At 56.1% G+C, this 15,329-nt stretch carries 15 protein-coding genes; 7 read left to right on the top strand and 8 right to left on the bottom strand.

Features of this window, described 5'->3' with window-relative positions; translation table 11 throughout:
* Positions 1 to 36: 36 nt before the first annotated feature.
* The 3 genes from glpX to ACR0NA_RS05470 all read right to left on the bottom strand — a co-directional run bounded on the left by glpX (position 37) and on the right by ACR0NA_RS05470 (position 2,753).
* Complete coding sequence (glpX, locus tag ACR0NA_RS05480) at positions 37 to 1,020, bottom strand: class II fructose-bisphosphatase (protein WP_480726772.1); 984 nt, start codon at positions 1,018 to 1,020, stop codon at positions 37 to 39.
* Positions 1,021 to 1,091: 71 nt separating this feature from the next.
* The gene (locus ACR0NA_RS05475) at positions 1,092 to 2,378 is read right to left on the bottom strand and encodes a homoserine dehydrogenase (protein ID WP_480726769.1); all 1,287 of its coding nucleotides are present in this window, start codon (positions 2,376 to 2,378) and stop codon (positions 1,092 to 1,094) included.
* Between the two features lie 126 nt (positions 2,379 to 2,504).
* Positions 2,505 to 2,753 (bottom strand): hypothetical protein, encoded by a 249-nt coding sequence (locus tag ACR0NA_RS05470; RefSeq protein WP_480726768.1) that lies wholly within the window; start codon positions 2,751 to 2,753, stop codon positions 2,505 to 2,507.
* A 98-nt stretch (positions 2,754 to 2,851) separates the two neighbouring features.
* Here ACR0NA_RS05470 and ACR0NA_RS05465 point away from each other — a divergent pair, with 98 nt between their 5' ends.
* Positions 2,852 to 3,439, top strand: coding sequence for a TetR/AcrR family transcriptional regulator (locus tag ACR0NA_RS05465; protein ID WP_480726766.1), 588 nt, complete (start codon positions 2,852 to 2,854; stop codon positions 3,437 to 3,439).
* A 3-nt stretch (positions 3,440 to 3,442) separates the two neighbouring features.
* Here ACR0NA_RS05465 and ACR0NA_RS05460 read toward each other — a convergent pair whose 3' ends face one another.
* Positions 3,443 to 3,742: an antibiotic biosynthesis monooxygenase gene (locus tag ACR0NA_RS05460; RefSeq protein WP_480726763.1), complete on the bottom strand. Its 300-nt coding sequence runs from the start codon at positions 3,740 to 3,742 to the stop codon at positions 3,443 to 3,445.
* Between the two features lie 40 nt (positions 3,743 to 3,782).
* Positions 3,783 to 4,694 carry a pirin family protein gene (locus ACR0NA_RS05455; RefSeq protein ID WP_480726761.1) on the bottom strand — a complete coding sequence of 304 codons (912 nt, stop codon included), beginning with the start codon at positions 4,692 to 4,694 and terminating at the stop codon, positions 3,783 to 3,785.
* A gap of 170 nt (positions 4,695 to 4,864) precedes the next feature.
* Here ACR0NA_RS05455 and ACR0NA_RS05450 point away from each other — a divergent pair, with 170 nt between their 5' ends.
* A complete protein-coding gene (locus ACR0NA_RS05450; RefSeq protein ID WP_480726981.1) occupies positions 4,865 to 5,335 on the top strand; it encodes a hypothetical protein in 471 nt (156 codons plus the stop codon).
* 2 nt (positions 5,336 to 5,337) lie between these two features.
* Here ACR0NA_RS05450 and ACR0NA_RS05445 read toward each other — a convergent pair whose 3' ends face one another.
* Genes ACR0NA_RS05445 through ACR0NA_RS05435 form a run of 3 tightly spaced genes read right to left on the bottom strand, consistent with a single transcriptional unit; the run spans position 5,338 to position 8,295 of the window.
* On the bottom strand, positions 5,338 to 5,907 hold the full coding sequence (locus tag ACR0NA_RS05445) for a TadE/TadG family type IV pilus assembly protein (protein WP_480449086.1): 570 nt from the start codon (positions 5,905 to 5,907) through the stop codon (positions 5,338 to 5,340).
* Positions 5,894 to 6,469 carry a TadE/TadG family type IV pilus assembly protein gene (locus ACR0NA_RS05440; RefSeq protein ID WP_480449087.1) on the bottom strand — a complete coding sequence of 192 codons (576 nt, stop codon included), beginning with the start codon at positions 6,467 to 6,469 and terminating at the stop codon, positions 5,894 to 5,896. Before ACR0NA_RS05440 ends, ACR0NA_RS05445 begins: the two co-directional genes overlap by 14 nt.
* Positions 6,466 to 8,295 carry a pilus assembly protein TadG-related protein gene (locus tag ACR0NA_RS05435; protein ID WP_480726758.1) on the bottom strand — a complete coding sequence of 610 codons (1,830 nt, stop codon included), beginning with the start codon at positions 8,293 to 8,295 and terminating at the stop codon, positions 6,466 to 6,468. The genes ACR0NA_RS05440 and ACR0NA_RS05435 overlap by 4 nt, the downstream gene beginning before the upstream one ends.
* Before the next feature lie 328 nt (positions 8,296 to 8,623).
* Between ACR0NA_RS05435 and ACR0NA_RS05430 the strand changes: the two genes are divergently transcribed.
* The 5 genes from ACR0NA_RS05430 to ACR0NA_RS05410 all read left to right on the top strand — a co-directional run bounded on the left by ACR0NA_RS05430 (position 8,624) and on the right by ACR0NA_RS05410 (position 15,307).
* Complete coding sequence (locus tag ACR0NA_RS05430; protein WP_170650530.1) at positions 8,624 to 10,054, top strand: Glu/Leu/Phe/Val family dehydrogenase; 1,431 nt, start codon at positions 8,624 to 8,626, stop codon at positions 10,052 to 10,054.
* Positions 10,055 to 10,266: 212 nt separating this feature from the next.
* Positions 10,267 to 11,520 carry a sarcosine oxidase subunit beta family protein gene (locus ACR0NA_RS05425; protein WP_480726755.1) on the top strand — a complete coding sequence of 418 codons (1,254 nt, stop codon included), beginning with the start codon at positions 10,267 to 10,269 and terminating at the stop codon, positions 11,518 to 11,520.
* Positions 11,521 to 11,575: 55 nt separating this feature from the next.
* Entirely contained in the window at positions 11,576 to 11,839 is a 264-nt protein-coding gene (locus ACR0NA_RS05420; RefSeq protein WP_480726753.1) for a sarcosine oxidase subunit delta, read from the top strand.
* Complete coding sequence (locus tag ACR0NA_RS05415; protein ID WP_480726751.1) at positions 11,836 to 14,769, top strand: sarcosine oxidase subunit alpha family protein; 2,934 nt, start codon at positions 11,836 to 11,838, stop codon at positions 14,767 to 14,769. The genes ACR0NA_RS05420 and ACR0NA_RS05415 overlap by 4 nt, the downstream gene beginning before the upstream one ends.
* Positions 14,762 to 15,307, top strand: a complete 546-nt coding sequence (locus ACR0NA_RS05410; protein ID WP_480726749.1) for a sarcosine oxidase subunit gamma — start codon at positions 14,762 to 14,764, stop codon at positions 15,305 to 15,307. Before ACR0NA_RS05415 ends, ACR0NA_RS05410 begins: the two co-directional genes overlap by 8 nt.
* Positions 15,308 to 15,329: the final 22 nt, after the last annotated feature.

Below are 15,329 nucleotides of genomic sequence, written 5' to 3'. Positions count from 1 at the left end.
TATCAGTTTTGTTGATCAAGGTCGCGATGCAACCCATCAATCCTTGTCGTGAGGCCACATCGGTGTGCGATAGTTCATCCGACGAACCGATCCCGTTTTCGAGCGCATCAGCAGCGTCGTCGTCTCAACCCAGCCCGGCTCGCGCTTGATGCGCGGCAGCAACGAACCTCCGGTCACGCCGGTTGCGGCAAAGATCACATCCGCCGTCACCATCTCGTCCCGCGAATAGATGCGGTCCAGATCGGTGATACCTGCCTTGGCTGCGCGCCCACGTTCATCGTCGTTGCGGAACAGCAAGCGGCCAAAAATCTGACCGCCCATACATTTTAGTGCGGCGGCGGCCAATACACCCTCAGGCGCGCCGCCTTGCCCCATGTACATGTCGATGCCGGTCACTTCGCTTTCAGCACAGTGCATGACACCGGCAACATCGCCGTCGGTGATCAGACGGATCGACGCACCGGTTTCCCGCACCTCGGCGACCATTGCTTCGTGACGGGGGCGCTCCAGAATGCAGACAGTGATGTCGGCCGGATCGCAATTCTTGGCCTTGGCCAGCGCCTCAACACGTTCCCGCGGGGTCATATCCAGCGAAACGACACCTTCTGCATAACCGGGACCCACAGCAAGCTTGTCCATGTAGACATCTGGTGCGTGCAGCATGGAACCGCGCGGTCCCATGGCAATCACGGTCAGCGCGTTGGGCATATCCTTGGCCGTCAGGGTAGTGCCTTCCAGAGGGTCCAGCGCGATGTCCACACCCGGTCCGTCACCGGTGCCGACCTCTTCGCCGATATAAAGCATCGGCGCTTCGTCCCGCTCACCTTCCCCAATGACTACAACACCGGCGATGTCGAGCAGGTTCAACTGCTCGCGCATGGCATTCACGGCTGCCTGGTCGGCTGCTTTCTCATCACCGCGACCCACAAGCGAGGCAGAGGCAAGCGCGGCCTGTTCCGCAACCCGCGCAAGGCCCAGAGACAGCATGCGGTCATTGAAATCGATCTTGGCAGCATTCATGTTTCGTAATCCTTTGATCAGAGGGGGCCTTTTGTCCGGCATAACCTGCCGATTGCGCAGGCCGCAAGGGGTCAGACCTGTTCGATACGCAAAGCAACCGGCTCACCGGCCACAACGTTGGTAGTTCTGAGCCCTTCGAGAGCTACATCCAAAGAGGTTCGCGTCGTTTTATGCGTCACGATCAGAACCGGCGCGGTGTTTTCGGTGTGCGCATATTGGCGCATCCGGTCGATGGACACACCGGCGTCGCCCAGAATGGCCGCAACCTTGGCCAGTGCGCCGGGCTTGTCCAGTAGTCCAAGGCGCAGATAATAGGGCGCGGGCAGTCCGGTGCGGGCAGGGGTGGACTCTTCCAACGTGTTTGCCCGGCGTCCAAAGGTCGAAATTTGCAGGCCACGTGCAAGGTCGCAGATGTCCCCGAGAACCGCACTTGCGGTAGGACCTTCGCCGGCACCCGGGCCGCGCATCACGATCTGTTCCACGGCGTCGCCTTCGATCACAACCATATTGGTTCCGCCTTCAAGCTGCCCGATAGGAGAGTCGCTGGGCACGAGGCACGGTTGCATACGCTGCTCCAGCCCCCGCGCACTGCGCTGTGCGACACCCAGCAGCTTGATGCGATAGCCCATGTCGGCGGCCTGATGGATATCATCCAGGCTGATGTGCTGAATGCCCTCAATTTCGATGCCGTCAAAGTTCGGTTTGGTGCCAAACGCGATCGATGCCAGCAACGCCAGCTTGTGCGCTGCATCAATACCACCGACGTCAAGGTTTGGATCGGCTTCAAGATAGCCCAGCTTGGCGCACTCCTCGAACAGAGCATTATAACCCAGTCCCTGAGATTCCATCCGTGTCAGGATGTAATTGCACGTGCCGTTCATCACACCCATAACGCGGGTAACATCGTTACCCGCAAGCCCTTCGGTCAGGGCCTTGATAACGGGAATGCCACCCGCCACAGCGGCCTCGAACCGGATGATGCGGCCTTTGTTTTCGGCCAGTTCCGCCAATTCCTGACCATGGATTGCCAGCAGGGCCTTGTTTGCGGTGACCACATCCTTGCCGGTTTTTAATGCCGCTTCGACCGATGCCTTTGCCGGGCCGTTCTCACCGCCCATCAGTTCGACGAACACGTCGATATCATCGCGGTTAGCCAATGCGACCGGATCGGTTTCCCAGGCATATCCGGAAAGGTTGACGCCGCGATCCTTGTCTGCGTCGCGCGCCGATACTGCCACAATCTCGACAGGGCGGCCCGTGCGGGCCTGCAGCAAATCAGAATGGCGGCGGATGATTTTGACCACGCCAACGCCGACGGTGCCCAAACCAGCAATTCCCAACCTCAGCGCCTGTGTCATATAGTAGAACCCTCTATGCTCGGACCTTTGGTCCCGGACAATTCGCCCTTTGCCGGGTGCCTTAGCCGGTTCGCGTTTGGGGCGCAATCCGTCACAGCCCGGTTGTCCTGTTCATTGTTCGAAAACTCAGTCGATCGACACTTCCTGAAGCGCCTTGGCGCGCTCATCCAACGCTTCTTTGCGTTGGGTGAGTTCTTCTTCAACTTCGGCGGCCTCATCCTCGGGCTTGACTGGGGGGCCAAGTGTTTCCTGCAACGGGATCAGGCGCGGATAGGGGGCCTTGCGCACTCCGGAAGCCTCACTGTCTTCGAGTTCCGGGATGTTGACGCAGCCGGTGCAGACTAACAACAGGATCAGCAGTGGTGCTGGCTTCATAGTGGGCCTTTCAGAAGCATCTTAATGTGTGATGCACTTTTTGGGTTATGCGCGCAAGCGGGCTTCTATCTGAACATTCGTTCATATATCGTGGCACCATGGCACGTACTCAAGGTTCTCATTCTGATATAACCGGACCCCGCATCCGAAAAGCTGCGCTGCAGCTGTTTGCCCGGCACGGGTATGCAGCGGTGTCCATGCGCCAGATCGCCGGAGAGGTCGGTGTACAGGCCGGGGCGCTGTATAACTATACGCCCGACAAGCAAAGCCTGCTGTTCCGGCTTATGCGCAACCACATGGATGAACTTCTTTCTGCTCGGGGAGCATCCGAAGTTCCTGACGACCCGGTCCAGGCACTCAGACAGTTTGTCAGATTTCATATCCGGTTCCATCTGGAGCGGTCCGACGAAGTGTTCATCGCCTATATGGAACTCAGGAACCTGACGGCCGAGAATTTCGCAGATATCGAAGCGCTGCGCCGCCAGTACGAGGACGACCTGGAAGGAATACTGCGCAATGGGCAGTCTGTCGGCGTGTTCACAGTTCCGGATACAAAGATTGCAACTTTGGCGGTGATTGCGATGCTCAATGGCGTCAACACCTGGTACCGAAGCGGTGGCAGATTGTCCTTGGATGAGGTTGAAACGATTTACTGGGACATGGTGCGCAAGGCTGTATCTTCGTAAATATCAACCTTGCTCAGCAAGATCATAGTGGTGCAGAAATCGTTCTTTCACGATCCCTTCTTCTTCGGGCAGAACATGTGGCTGTTGCCAGTCGGGGCCAGCAAATTCAGCCAATGCTTCAACCGACTCCCACACCATCACAAGACAGAATTCGTTATGCGATTCACCCCGTGGCAGCCCGGGGGTGATTGAAACCAGCCCGTCTTGCTTTCGCATTAACGGCAAGGCGGTGTTTAGGAAAAAGTCGCGGAACTGATCGACCTTGTCGTCGAAAATCCGCGCACGAAAAACACGTACGATCATGATGGCCTCCTGATCGGATAGAAGGCCATCTTAGCATGAATCAGTGAACCGGCTGGATAAAGGTTCCGTTCCGCAGTTCGCGAAACGCCTTGTGCAGCTCGTCCCGTGTATTCATGACTATCGGTCCGTGCCAGGCGACAGGTTCATTTATCGGTGCGCCGGATACCAACAGGAACCTGACGCCATTCGGTCCGGCCTGAACGGTCACTTCCTCTCCGGTCCCGAAACGGACCAGTGTTCGGTCGCCGGACAGATCGCGAATATTGACTTCCTGTCCTGCCACTTCCTTCTCAAGCAGGACGCCACTTGGCTGTGAAGCATCAGCAAACGCCGCCTCTCCTTCGAAGATATAGGCGAACGCCCGTCGATACGTGTCTATCGAGAACGTCTTTTTCACACCCGGGGGGATAGAAATGTCCAGATATTGCGGGTCGGCGGCAATACCATCTACCGGTCCTTTCTTTCCCCAAAACTCACCAACGATCACCTTCACTTTGGTGCCGTCGTCGTCGGTGATTTCCGGAATATCTGTGCCACGCACGTCCTGATATCGCGGGGCGGTCATCTTTTGGCTGGATGGCAGATTGCCCCACAACTGAAATCCGTGCATCTGACCATGAGAATTCCCCTTGGGCATTTCCTGATGGAGGATACCCGATCCCGCAGTCATCCATTGTACGTCGCCCGCGCCGAGAGCTCCGGTATTCCCAAGCGAGTCCCCGTGCTCGACCGTTCCGGAAAGCACATAGGTGATCGTCTCGATCCCTCTGTGGGGATGCCAAGGGAACCCGGCCTGAAAGTCGGCGGGGTTTTCATTCCTGAAGTCGTCGAACAACAGGAACGGGTCGAGTTCGCTTGGGTCCTGAAATCCGAATGCGCGGTGCAGTTTTACACCGGCTCCTTCTACGGTTGGCTTTGCTTTGCGTGTTTCGATTGTTGGCCTGAGAGACATCCGATCCTCCTGACTGTGCACGTCAATTTAACCAGTGCGGGAACACATTCAATTTGCAGCAGATCACCGGCATTGTGCGATTTTGCAAAGGTACCGCCAAACATACGCTTACCCTGTTGCTCGCTGTGAAATCCCGCTATTGGGTGCAGGGATCGAATATGGAGACCGGTATGCAGGACGAAGTTCTGGCTGTTGTAGAAGCATCTGAGCCAAGGCGCTGGACCGGTGTAGGGATGCTTGTCGCGCTTGGTGCGTTGGTTATCTATGTCGCGCTGTCAACTCCGCCCGCGTTCGGATGGCAAGTGTTCTTGTTGGCCGCCGGGGCCGCCGCTCTTTGGCTGGCGCGACGGCTTTGGGTGTCGACTGCGGATCGGATCGAACTGACGCGGGACGAACTGCGAACGGGCGCGGGGGATGTGATTATTCGCATCGACGATGTTCAAACAATCGACCGGGGTGTTTTTGCGTTCAAGCCTTCAAACGGTTTCCTGATCCGCGCTCGGGAAGCTTCGGGAAACAGTTGGGCACCAGGCTTGTGGTGGCGGCTGGGTCATAGAATTGGCGTTGGCGGTGTCACCGCCGCCGCGCAAACCAAATTTATGTCGGAAATGATCGCCGCCCTGCTGGCCGAGCGGGATTGAGTTCAGAAATTGTCGACGATCTGATCAAAGACGCGTGGATGCGTGAACACGAAGTTCTCCAACCGCACTTCTCTTTCAAAGCCGATTTTATAGGGCCGTTGATAAAGGTTGTTGGTTTCGACCAGTATCATTCGGCCATAGTTCGGCATAACAGGCAGCTTGTCTTTTATTTCGGCGATGTCGCTGTTTGTCATGTCATTAAAAAGCGGACCGCGACTTCTGGACCAATGCACCTCGTGCCGCTTTTCATCGTCCAGGTATTCAAAATACGTGACGCGAAGGTTCATCTCGGTACCTTCAGCGACCATGAACTCCATCACTTCCATCAGCGTATCAATATATGCGTCGTTCACGACGCCATCTTCCCGTGACACGATGTCTGCGACCGCATAGGCCGCCTTGATATTGGCAGCGCTCTGCCGATAGCCGTCGAAGAATGTATAAGATGCGATGATGGACCAGAACAGCCAGGGAACGATGATAATCGTTTCAATGGCCAGCGAACCTTCTTCGTTTTTTGCAAAACGTTTCAGGAACGACGACAAAAGATTTGGGCGTTTAGTTTGGTTCATGGACAAACACCGTGGTTGCATGCAGTTCGAATTGGCCATCTGAGTCACGCTGTGCCATCTGGCCGATGTTCGAGCCGTGGAAAATCGGGAAAATCTCAACGCAGGCACGCAGAACCATCAGCTCGTTCGCTGCACCTTGATTATATTCTTGTCCGGTGCCGCTTTCGGTGTTCCGGATATCTTCTGGTGTATCGACGCAAAACGGGGTTTCATGCAGTTCGATGCCGTTGCGCAGGTCGACACTTTTCATTTCAAGCGCCAGATTGGCGTCACAATCTTTGATGAAATCCGCGTTATCACAGATGATTCTTTTGAGCAGGTCGTGATCCCATTCGGCGCCCGGGGTGGGGTCGTATTTTTCGATATGATTCAGCCTGACATCCCGAACCGTCTCGTCCAGCGCCCTTTCTAGATTGGCGTGGTGAAAGGCGATCACACCGATCTCGACCCCTGCCATCATCAGGTACAGGAAGATTGGTACAACGATCACAAATTCAATTGATAACGAGCCGTTCTCGCGCCGGGCAAATCGGCGAAGTAGGCCAAGCAGTCTGTTGGTCATTGTGTCAGCCTCAGATTACGGATCGTGGAACCGATCGAGTCGAACACGCTGATGATCTCGGTCCCATTCGCCTCGTAGTATGTGCCGACACTGGTCTTGCAGTCCCAGAGAATACTCTTGCCAGCTGAAGGTGCCTCGAAGGCGACGGAGAAAATGATAATGTTCTCTTCTTTCGCAGCAGCACACAAAGATCTTACGCGTGGGTCTTTTTCAGCGCGGGCATAAGGTTCAGTTACACCGGCATGCCAGACGTCTGCCTGAGCGTCTCCCATCCATTCGGCGTACAGCTCCCGGACGACCTCCGAGCCCGTGCTTTCCCAGACGTCATGCCACTCTAGATGCCGCGGATCAGGGTCAGAACTGGATACTTTTTCAGAGCGAATTCGTGTCCTGTCTTCGTTCCTGCTGGTACAGATTTCAGTAGAACCACTAGTGGTCCAGCTTGTGCATCTGTAGACGGTGTATTGCCCGCTACCGAAAGGGTGGTCTTGCCACTCATCTCTCACCCAGCGGCGACCTCTGCTGTCAGGATCTTCCAGCAACTGTACGTCGTGCCAGTAATATTGCTCATAGTAGGCGCTGTCTGAATCATCGTTTTGAGTCGAATATTTATTTTCTGTTTCAAACCAATGGATATTGGAAAAACCAAAACGATAAGGATCATTCACGCGGTAGTTCGTTGTGTTGTATCCATCGGTCATCAGAATGATGACTTTCATGACGTCAGAGCCCGTGTAGTTCTTGGGCCGATCATCGAATTCGGTCGGTACGAAGTTGTCTTCGGTCAGTTCCTGTATGACAGGATTGAAACCTGGGTCCAGCAGGGTCAATCCCCACTTCATTCCGATATCCATAGAGGTATTGCCGCCTGCTTGTAGCCCCTGGATATGGGCCTTCAGAGCGGTTGCATCCTTTTGTGCAACAGTGATCACGTTTGAGTTGGTCGCAGTCTTTCTGATGCAGGCTTCATTGTCCAGAATGTCTCCTGAATTCCGAACGTCATCGTCTATGTAGTTTATGTTCCACGGGATCGGATAGTGGAGCGTTCTCGGCAATGCCACCGTCTCATCAAACGCGGCAATGCTGAAGTCACTTTCCGGGAAATCGATGCAATTTGCGTGAGGGTTTTCACCCTGGGTGTTGAGCTCATTCATCAGATAATCAGGCAATCTTACCTGATTCGAGTACGGAATGATCGAGATGGAGAGCTTGCCGTCTTCGGTTTTCTCAACCATTTCGTCCACAAAACGCTGAGCAGCAACTTTCAGGTTGGTCAAACGGCTATATCGGCCCATCGAGCCCGAAACGTCCAGCACCATGGAAATTTCAACGTCCCCGATGCTTTCTTCGGCGACGCTCGTGGCAACCGTCGGGATGTAGTCAATACCGGTAAAGCCTCTGAAGTTCAGGAAATGTGTTTCCACGTCCATGCGGGCTGTCGCCTGAACACGGCGATATCCTTCCAGTGTCGCAGCTGTCGACCCACAAGTGTCAGGCTGAACATCGATGGAACTTACATCCAGATACCGCAAAAGCCCGTCTTTTTCGAAGAAATCGACAATTACGTCTCTGGGGCACAGTTCCTGATCCAAATCGGCGGCAGCCAGTACGGCACGGTCCAGAGCATATTGCAGTCGGGCTCGTTCGCGATCGAAACGCATAACGTCAACGGCAATGCCTGCAGCGGCGAAAATGCCCATAATCAGGACCAGAGCAAGAATTGTCATGGCTCCGTTTTCAGAACGCAAAAACCGGATCGGGTGCCGCGACGGCTTGTTGGCCGAAATCTTCTCGGCTAGTTTCTGTATCCGAAATTGCTTTTGCATAACGAAATCCCTCTGCAGGTTCCAAACGGTGGCACCAGAGCTTTGCAACTTTAAGAAAATAGTCGCACAACGTGGCGAGATTTGGGCGGGATGGTCACTATGTTGCTAATATCCGGCCAAAAATAGTTGCAGTTTGGAGCTTCTGAGGGGGTCTGTTTCCCTGACGCGAACAATCGATTTGAAATCGTTAAGGCGCCAACGACTCATCATCACAAATTATGCTGCTTTGGCGAAGTGATGAAAAAAGTGGCGAATTTCCATTGAACGGTAACGATATGGGTGCGACAAATCGTCGGGACGAGAGTCGTTGCAGGGCACGGAGGAATTTATGACCCGAGTTACCGAACCCAGTTTCCGAGAGAGCGTGGATCTGATGTTCAACAGGGCGGCTGCCCTTATGGATCTGCCGCCGGGGCTGGAAGAAAAGATCCGGGTTTGCAACGCGACCTATACAGTTCGTTTCGGTGTACGCCTGCGGGGACAGATACACACTTTCACTGGATACAGGTCGGTTCATTCCGAACATATGGAGCCAGTCAAGGGCGGTATCCGCTATGCTCTGGCCGTGAACCAGGATGAGGTTGAAGCTCTGGCCGCGCTGATGACCTACAAATGTGCGCTGGTCGAAGCGCCGTTCGGAGGTTCTAAGGGGGGGCTGTGTATCGATCCCCGCCAGTACGAAGAGCACGAACTGGAGCAAATCACACGCCGTTTTGCCTATGAGTTGGCAAAACGCGACCTGATCAATCCTTCCCAGAACGTCCCGGCACCGGATATGGGAACGGGTGAGCGTGAGATGGCCTGGATGGCGGATCAATATGCGCGAATGAATACGACCGACATAAACGCGCGTGCCTGTGTCACCGGCAAACCGCTGAATGCCGGGGGGATCGCCGGACGTGTTGAGGCGACTGGGCGCGGTATCCAATACGCCCTGCGTGAGTTTTTCCGACATCCCGAGGATGTCAAAAAGGCAGGCATGTCAGGCAAACTCGATGGAAAGCGGGTGATTGTTCAGGGTCTGGGCAATGTGGGATACCACGCTGCCAAATTCCTGAGCGAGGAAGATGGATCGCGAGTTATCGGGATCATCGAACGGGACGGCGCCCTTTATGACCCTGATGGAATTGACGTCGAAGCCGTGCGGCAGTGGATCGTGAAACACGGTGGTGTCGCCGGATATCCGGATGCGACACACACTGCCGAAGGCGGTGCCGTAATGGAAGAGGAATGCGATATTCTGATCCCGGCTGCGCTGGAAGGGGTGATCAACCTGACCAACGCCGACCGGATCAAGGCGCCGCTTATCATCGAGGCGGCTAATGGTCCGGTAACCGCTGGCGCCGATGAGATTCTGCGCAAAAAGGGCGTGGTGATCATTCCGGATATGTATGCCAACGCTGGCGGTGTGACGGTTTCCTATTTCGAATGGGTGAAAAACCTGAGCCATATCCGGTTCGGCAGAATGCAGCGGCGACAGGAAGAGGCTAGGCACGAACTGATCGTCAGCGAACTGGAGCGTCTCGATCGTTATCTGGCCGATGCCTGGTCGATGACGCCGGGTTTCAAGTCCAAATACCTGAAAGGAGCCGACGAGCTGGAGCTCGTACGATCCGGTCTCGATGACACGATGCGAATTGCGTACCAGTCCATGAGTGAGGTCTGGCATGATCGCGCAGATGTCGACGATTTGCGGACCGCCGCGTACATCGTTGCCATCGACAGGGTGTCCAAGAGTTACCGGGCGAAAGGTCTGTAACCTTATCCGAGCATCACGAAAAACGCGCCTTGCGAGGCGCGTTTTTTTTGGTCCTATTAACTCGGATAAGTGTGTGTGCTGCGGTCGTGAGCGCCTTGCAAATGGTCGCCATCGGACCAGAATTTGTCGAAAAGCGATATGGCCCAGAGCGCGCCGCGTTGTTAGGTGTGTGCAGACGGTGCCAAAAAGGCTCGATCTTTAGGGAGTGGATCATGCGATTTTCCGGCCTCCGTGTGGTGATGGAAGGTTTGACCGGCAATAAAGGCTGGGCGCCACATTGGCGCGACCCCGAACCCAAATCGGAATATGACATCATCATTATTGGTGGCGGCGGGCACGGCCTGAGCACAGCCTACTATCTGGCGAAAGAGCATGGGCTGACAAATGTCGCTGTGCTGGAAAAAGGGTACATTGGCGGCGGTAACGTTGGACGGAATACGACAATTGTGCGGGCCAACTACTTTTTGCAGGGAAATTCGGAGTTCTACTCTCATTCCCTGAAGCTTTGGGAAGGGCTGGAAGAGGATCTGAACTACAACGTCATGCACTCGCAGCGTGGGATCATCAACCTTTTCCATTCGGATGGTCAGCGTGATGCCGCGGCCAGACGTGGCAACATGATGATCAGCCAGGGCGATGACGCCATCCTGTTGAACCGGGATGAGTTACGGACAATGGTGCCCTATCTGAATTTCGACGATCTGCGATTTCCGCTTTATGGCGGACTTTATCACCCACGCGGCGGCACAGCACGTCATGATGCGGTAGCCTGGGGGTATGCACGTGGCGCAGATCAGCGCGGTGTGGATCTGATCCAGAATTGTGAAGTTACCGGCATCGATATTGAAAACGGCGTTGTTAAGGGTGTGCAGACATCACGTGGCCCAATCCGCGCCAAGAAGGTGGCGATGGTCGTGGCGGGTCGTTCCGGGCAGGTGGCCGAAATGGCCGGTATGCGCCTACCAATCGAAAGTCACGTCCTGCAGGCATTTGTGACCGAGGGTCTGAAACCCTGTATCGATCACGTGGTCACCTTCGGGATGGGGCATTTCTATATAAGCCAGTCCGACAAGGGCGGATTGGTTTTTGGCGGGGATCTGGACTTTTACGCCTCATACGCTGCGCGGGGCAATCTTCCGACAGTGGAAAGCGTGATGGAGGCAGGGGTGGCCTTGATGCCGATGATCGGCAAGGCCAAGGTTTTACGCAGTTGGGGCGGGATCATGGATATGTCGCCCGATGGTTCGCCGATCATCGACAAGACGGATATCGACGGGCTGTATCTGAATTGCGGCTGGAACTACGGCGGGTTCAAGGCGGTTCCGGGTTCGGGCAACGTGTTTGCTCATCTGATCGCCACGGATCGGTACCACGACAATGCCACGGGTTTCCGGCTGGACCGGTTCCGCACCGGACGCGGCATTATCGATGAAGAGGGCAAAGGCTCTCAACACAACCTGCACTGAGGGTGGCTATGTCGGATTTCCGTATTTTTGACGAGAAAAAGCAGGGGGTGCGGTCATGAGGATTACCTGTCCGCATTGCGGCGAACGGGATCGCCGGGAGTTTTATTACCGCGGAGCGGCCGTTGATCTGGACCGCCCTGCACCTGACGCGGGTCAGGAGGCGTGGGACAACTTCGTTTATCTGCGCGATAACCCAGCGGGTGAGACTCGTGACCTTTGGTACCACGAAGGGGGATGCGGCGCCTGGATCGTTGTGACCCGAAATACCGTCACGCACGAAGTTGTCGCTACCGAACTGGCGTCGGAGGCTAGGTCATGAGAATTAATGGCAAGGGATTGCTGGACCGAACCAAACCGGTTTCATTCGTGTTCGATGGCGTAAGCTATACCGGGTTTGAAGGAGACACACTTGCTTCGGCCTTGTTGGCCAATGGCATTCGTCTGATGGGGCGTTCGTTCAAGTATCACCGTCCGCGCGGTGTGTTGACTGCGGGCAGCGAAGAACCGAACGCGCTGGTCACTGTTGGGCGCGGAGCCTCGCAAGAGCCGAATGTGCGCGCGACGATGCAGGAGATTTTTCCGGGCCTCGAAGCGCGCAGCCAGAACCGCTGGCCCAGTCTGAATTTCGATCTGCAGGCCGTGAACGACCTCGGGGCCCCGTTTTTGGGCGCAGGCTTCTACTACAAAACGTTCATGTGGCCGCGCAGTTTCTGGGAAAAAGTTTATGAGCCGATCATTCGTCGCTCCGCTGGTCTGGGGGCACTGTCTGGCGAGGATAACGCGGATAAATACGAAAGCGCCTACGCATTCTGTGATCTGCTTGTAATCGGGGCTGGTCCTGCGGGTCTGATGGCCGCGCTGACGGCAGGTAGGGCCGGGGCGGATGTCATTCTTGCGGACGAAAGCAGCCGCATGGGTGGTCGCCTGCTGTCAGAGACGATCGAGGTTGATGGTAAGCCCGGTTCCGTCTGGGTCGATGAAGTTCTGGCTGAACTGCGCTCGATGAACAATGTGCGGCTGATGACGCGCACGACCGTCGCGGGGGCATATGATCAGGGTACGTTTGCCGCGTTGGAGCGGGTGTTGCATCACCGTGAGCGCCGTCCGAACGGTGCGCCACTGGAAACATATTGGCGGATCGCGGCGAAACGGTCGGTTCTGGCTGCAGGCGCAATAGAACGCCCTGTCGCATTTCGCGACAATGATCGTCCCGGAATTATGACTGCCGGGGCAGTGCGGGCATATCTCAATCGTTGGGGCGTTGCCGCGGGTAAGAACGTGACAATTTTCGGCAACACCGATGAGATTCACCGCACCGCCCGCGATTTGCTGGAGGCAGGTGTTCACGTCGCCGCAGTGATCGACAGCCGTCACGACGCGCCTTTGTCCGATGACTATCACGTGCTGCGTGGTGCGCAGGTCTGTGGCAGTGCGGGCCGCAAGGGGTTGGAGGCCATCACCGTGCGTCGCCCCAGCGGAGAGGAAAGCATTCACACCGATTGTCTGGCGATGACTGGTGGGTGGAATCCATCGATCCATCTGACGTGCCATATGAACGGGCGCCCGACCTGGCAGCGCGACATCGCCGCTTTCGTGCCAACTCCGGGTGCTGTTCCGGGGATGGGGACCGCTGGGTCGTGTAACGGATCGTTCTCGACCGCGGCTTGTCTGCACGAAGGAGTTGCCGCCGCGCGCGAGGCGCTGGAAGGGATTGGGATGACGGCACCCGATCTGGCATCGCCTGAGGCAGAAGACACGCCTTATGAAATTTCACCGCTTTGGTCGGTTCCCGGTAAGGGGCGCGCGTGGCTGGATTTTCAGAACGATGTGACGGTCAAGGATGTCAAACAGGCTGCGACGGAAAACTTCCGCTCGGTCGAACACATGAAGCGATATACCACGCAAGGTATGGCGACCGATCAGGGCAAGAATTCGAATGTCGCGGCGCTGGCGGTTCTGGCCGATGCGACCGGGCGCGGGATTTCCGAGACCGGAACAACAACCTTCCGGCCGCCTTATTCGCCGATTGCGATTGCCGCATATGGGGCGGGGGCTGAGGGTAAAGGTTTCAAACCCCAGCGCTTTACGACATCTCACAAGGCAACCGTGGCGCGGAGCGCCCCGTTGATCGAAGCGGGTTTGTGGTATCGACCCAGCTATTTTCCGAATTCAGGTGAAACAACCTGGCGCGAGTCCTGTGACCGTGAGGTGAAACTGGTTCGCGAGGCCGTTGGCATTTGTGATGTCTCGACCCTGGGCAAGATCGACATACAGGGGCCAGATGCGGGGGCGTTTCTGGATTTTGTCTATACCAACATGTTTTCGACGCTGAAGGTCGGGCGCGTCCGCTATGGCCTGATGTTGCGCGAAGACGGCTATGTTATGGATGATGGCACGACCGCACGTCTTGATGAAAACCATTACCTGATGACCACAACCACTGCTGCGGCGGGTGATGTGATGAAGCATCTCGAGTTCGTGCATCAGGGTCTGCGCCCCGATCTGGACGTGGCTTTCACATCGGTCACCGAACAGTGGGCCCAGTTCGCTGTGGCCGGACCAAAATCACGCGAACTTCTGAATGGGCTGCTGGACCAGCCGATAGATGAAGAAAGCTGGCCATTCATGGCATGCGGTCCGGTCAATGTTCTGGGTGTTCAGGGGCGGTTGTTCCGTATCTCGTTTTCCGGTGAACATGCCTATGAAATTGCCGTACCTGCCCGCTATGGCACGAGCTTATTCGATTCTCTGACGGAACGAGCCGAAGCGCTGGGTGGCGGGCTGTACGGAATGGAAGCGCTGAACGTTCTGCGGATCGAAAAGGGCTTTATTACCCATTCCGAAATCCATGGCCGCACGACGGCCTATGATATTGGCATGGGCCGGATGGTGTCGCAGAAAAAAGACTGTATCGGCAAGACAATGTCGGAACGCCCCGGTCTGGAGGAAGCTGGCCGTGAACGTCTGGTCGGCCTGAAACCCATTGGCGAGAGCAAGCAGTTGCTGGCAGGCGCGCATCTTTACAAGGAAGAGGCGGAGCCGGTTCGGACCAGTGATCAGGGTTATGTGACCTCGGTCTGTTATTCACCGACACTGGGCAGCATGCTGGGTCTGGCGTTTCTGGCTGATGGCCCGGACCGATACGGCGAGGTGATCAAAATGGTGGACCACCTGCGCGGTGTGACCACTCTGTGCGAAGTGGTGAACCCTGTGTTCTTTGATCCCGAAGGAGGGCGCGTTCGTGGATAAACTAATTGCCACACCTCCCTGCGAAGGGTTGCTGCCGCTGACCGTTGGCAACGTTACTTTGAGTGAGGTCGATGCCGGGTTCATTACGTCCGTCGCACCGCTCAAAGGCAAGGACAAGTCCTTGTCGGAGGCCATGAAGTCAGCGCACGGGATGGCTTACCCGGCTGCGAACCGGGCAACGGGAAAGGCCGGTGCACGGGCCATCTGGTTTGGGCATTCGCAGGCAATGCTGATAGGGCCGACCCCGGATGCGTCTCTGACAGATCATGCAGCCGTTGTGGATCAGTCGGATGCGTGGGCAGTTGTCAGGTTGGAAGGGGATCGGGCCGAAGATGTGCTTGCACGTTTGGTTCCCGTCGATCTGCGCGCCACGCATTTCAAGCGTGGCCATACCGTACGCAGCGTGTTGTTTCACATGACGGCGTCGATCACGCGGGTAGGGGACAGTGCTTTTCAGATCATGGCGTTTCGTTCCATGGCCGAGACTTTGGTTCACGATATGAAAAGGGCAATGGAAGGCGTGGCCGAGCGAGGATAAGCTGCCCCAAAGAAACGATTCC

Source organism: Ruegeria sp. C11 (assembly GCF_056537725.1).
Note: the sequence above shows the minus strand (reverse complement) of the source record. Positions and strands in the feature narration are given on the sequence as shown.

What these genes read in the sequence shown, in the direction of transcription:
- ACR0NA_RS05460 (WP_480726763.1), bottom strand. Translation starts at nt 3,742, where the DNA reads ATGATCGTACGTGTTTTTCGTGCGCGGATTTTCGACGACAAGGTCGAT.
- ACR0NA_RS05450 (WP_480726981.1), top strand. Translation starts at nt 4,865, where the DNA reads ATGCAGGACGAAGTTCTGGCTGTTGTAGAAGCATCTGAGCCAAGGCGC.
- ACR0NA_RS05430 (WP_170650530.1), top strand. Translation starts at nt 8,624, where the DNA reads ATGACCCGAGTTACCGAACCCAGTTTCCGAGAGAGCGTGGATCTGATG.
- ACR0NA_RS05475 (WP_480726769.1), bottom strand. Translation starts at nt 2,378, where the DNA reads ATGACACAGGCGCTGAGGTTGGGAATTGCTGGTTTGGGCACCGTCGGC.
- ACR0NA_RS05470 (WP_480726768.1), bottom strand. Translation starts at nt 2,753, where the DNA reads ATGAAGCCAGCACCACTGCTGATCCTGTTGTTAGTCTGCACCGGCTGC.
- ACR0NA_RS05415 (WP_480726751.1), top strand. Translation starts at nt 11,836, where the DNA reads ATGAGAATTAATGGCAAGGGATTGCTGGACCGAACCAAACCGGTTTCA.
- ACR0NA_RS05420 (WP_480726753.1), top strand. Translation starts at nt 11,576, where the DNA reads ATGAGGATTACCTGTCCGCATTGCGGCGAACGGGATCGCCGGGAGTTT.
- ACR0NA_RS05435 (WP_480726758.1), bottom strand. Translation starts at nt 8,295, where the DNA reads ATGCAAAAGCAATTTCGGATACAGAAACTAGCCGAGAAGATTTCGGCC.
- ACR0NA_RS05440 (WP_480449087.1), bottom strand. Translation starts at nt 6,469, where the DNA reads ATGACCAACAGACTGCTTGGCCTACTTCGCCGATTTGCCCGGCGCGAG.
- ACR0NA_RS05445 (WP_480449086.1), bottom strand. Translation starts at nt 5,907, where the DNA reads ATGAACCAAACTAAACGCCCAAATCTTTTGTCGTCGTTCCTGAAACGT.
- ACR0NA_RS05425 (WP_480726755.1), top strand. Translation starts at nt 10,267, where the DNA reads ATGCGATTTTCCGGCCTCCGTGTGGTGATGGAAGGTTTGACCGGCAAT.
- glpX (WP_480726772.1), bottom strand. Translation starts at nt 1,020, where the DNA reads ATGAATGCTGCCAAGATCGATTTCAATGACCGCATGCTGTCTCTGGGC.
- ACR0NA_RS05465 (WP_480726766.1), top strand. Translation starts at nt 2,852, where the DNA reads ATGGCACGTACTCAAGGTTCTCATTCTGATATAACCGGACCCCGCATC.
- ACR0NA_RS05455 (WP_480726761.1), bottom strand. Translation starts at nt 4,694, where the DNA reads ATGTCTCTCAGGCCAACAATCGAAACACGCAAAGCAAAGCCAACCGTA.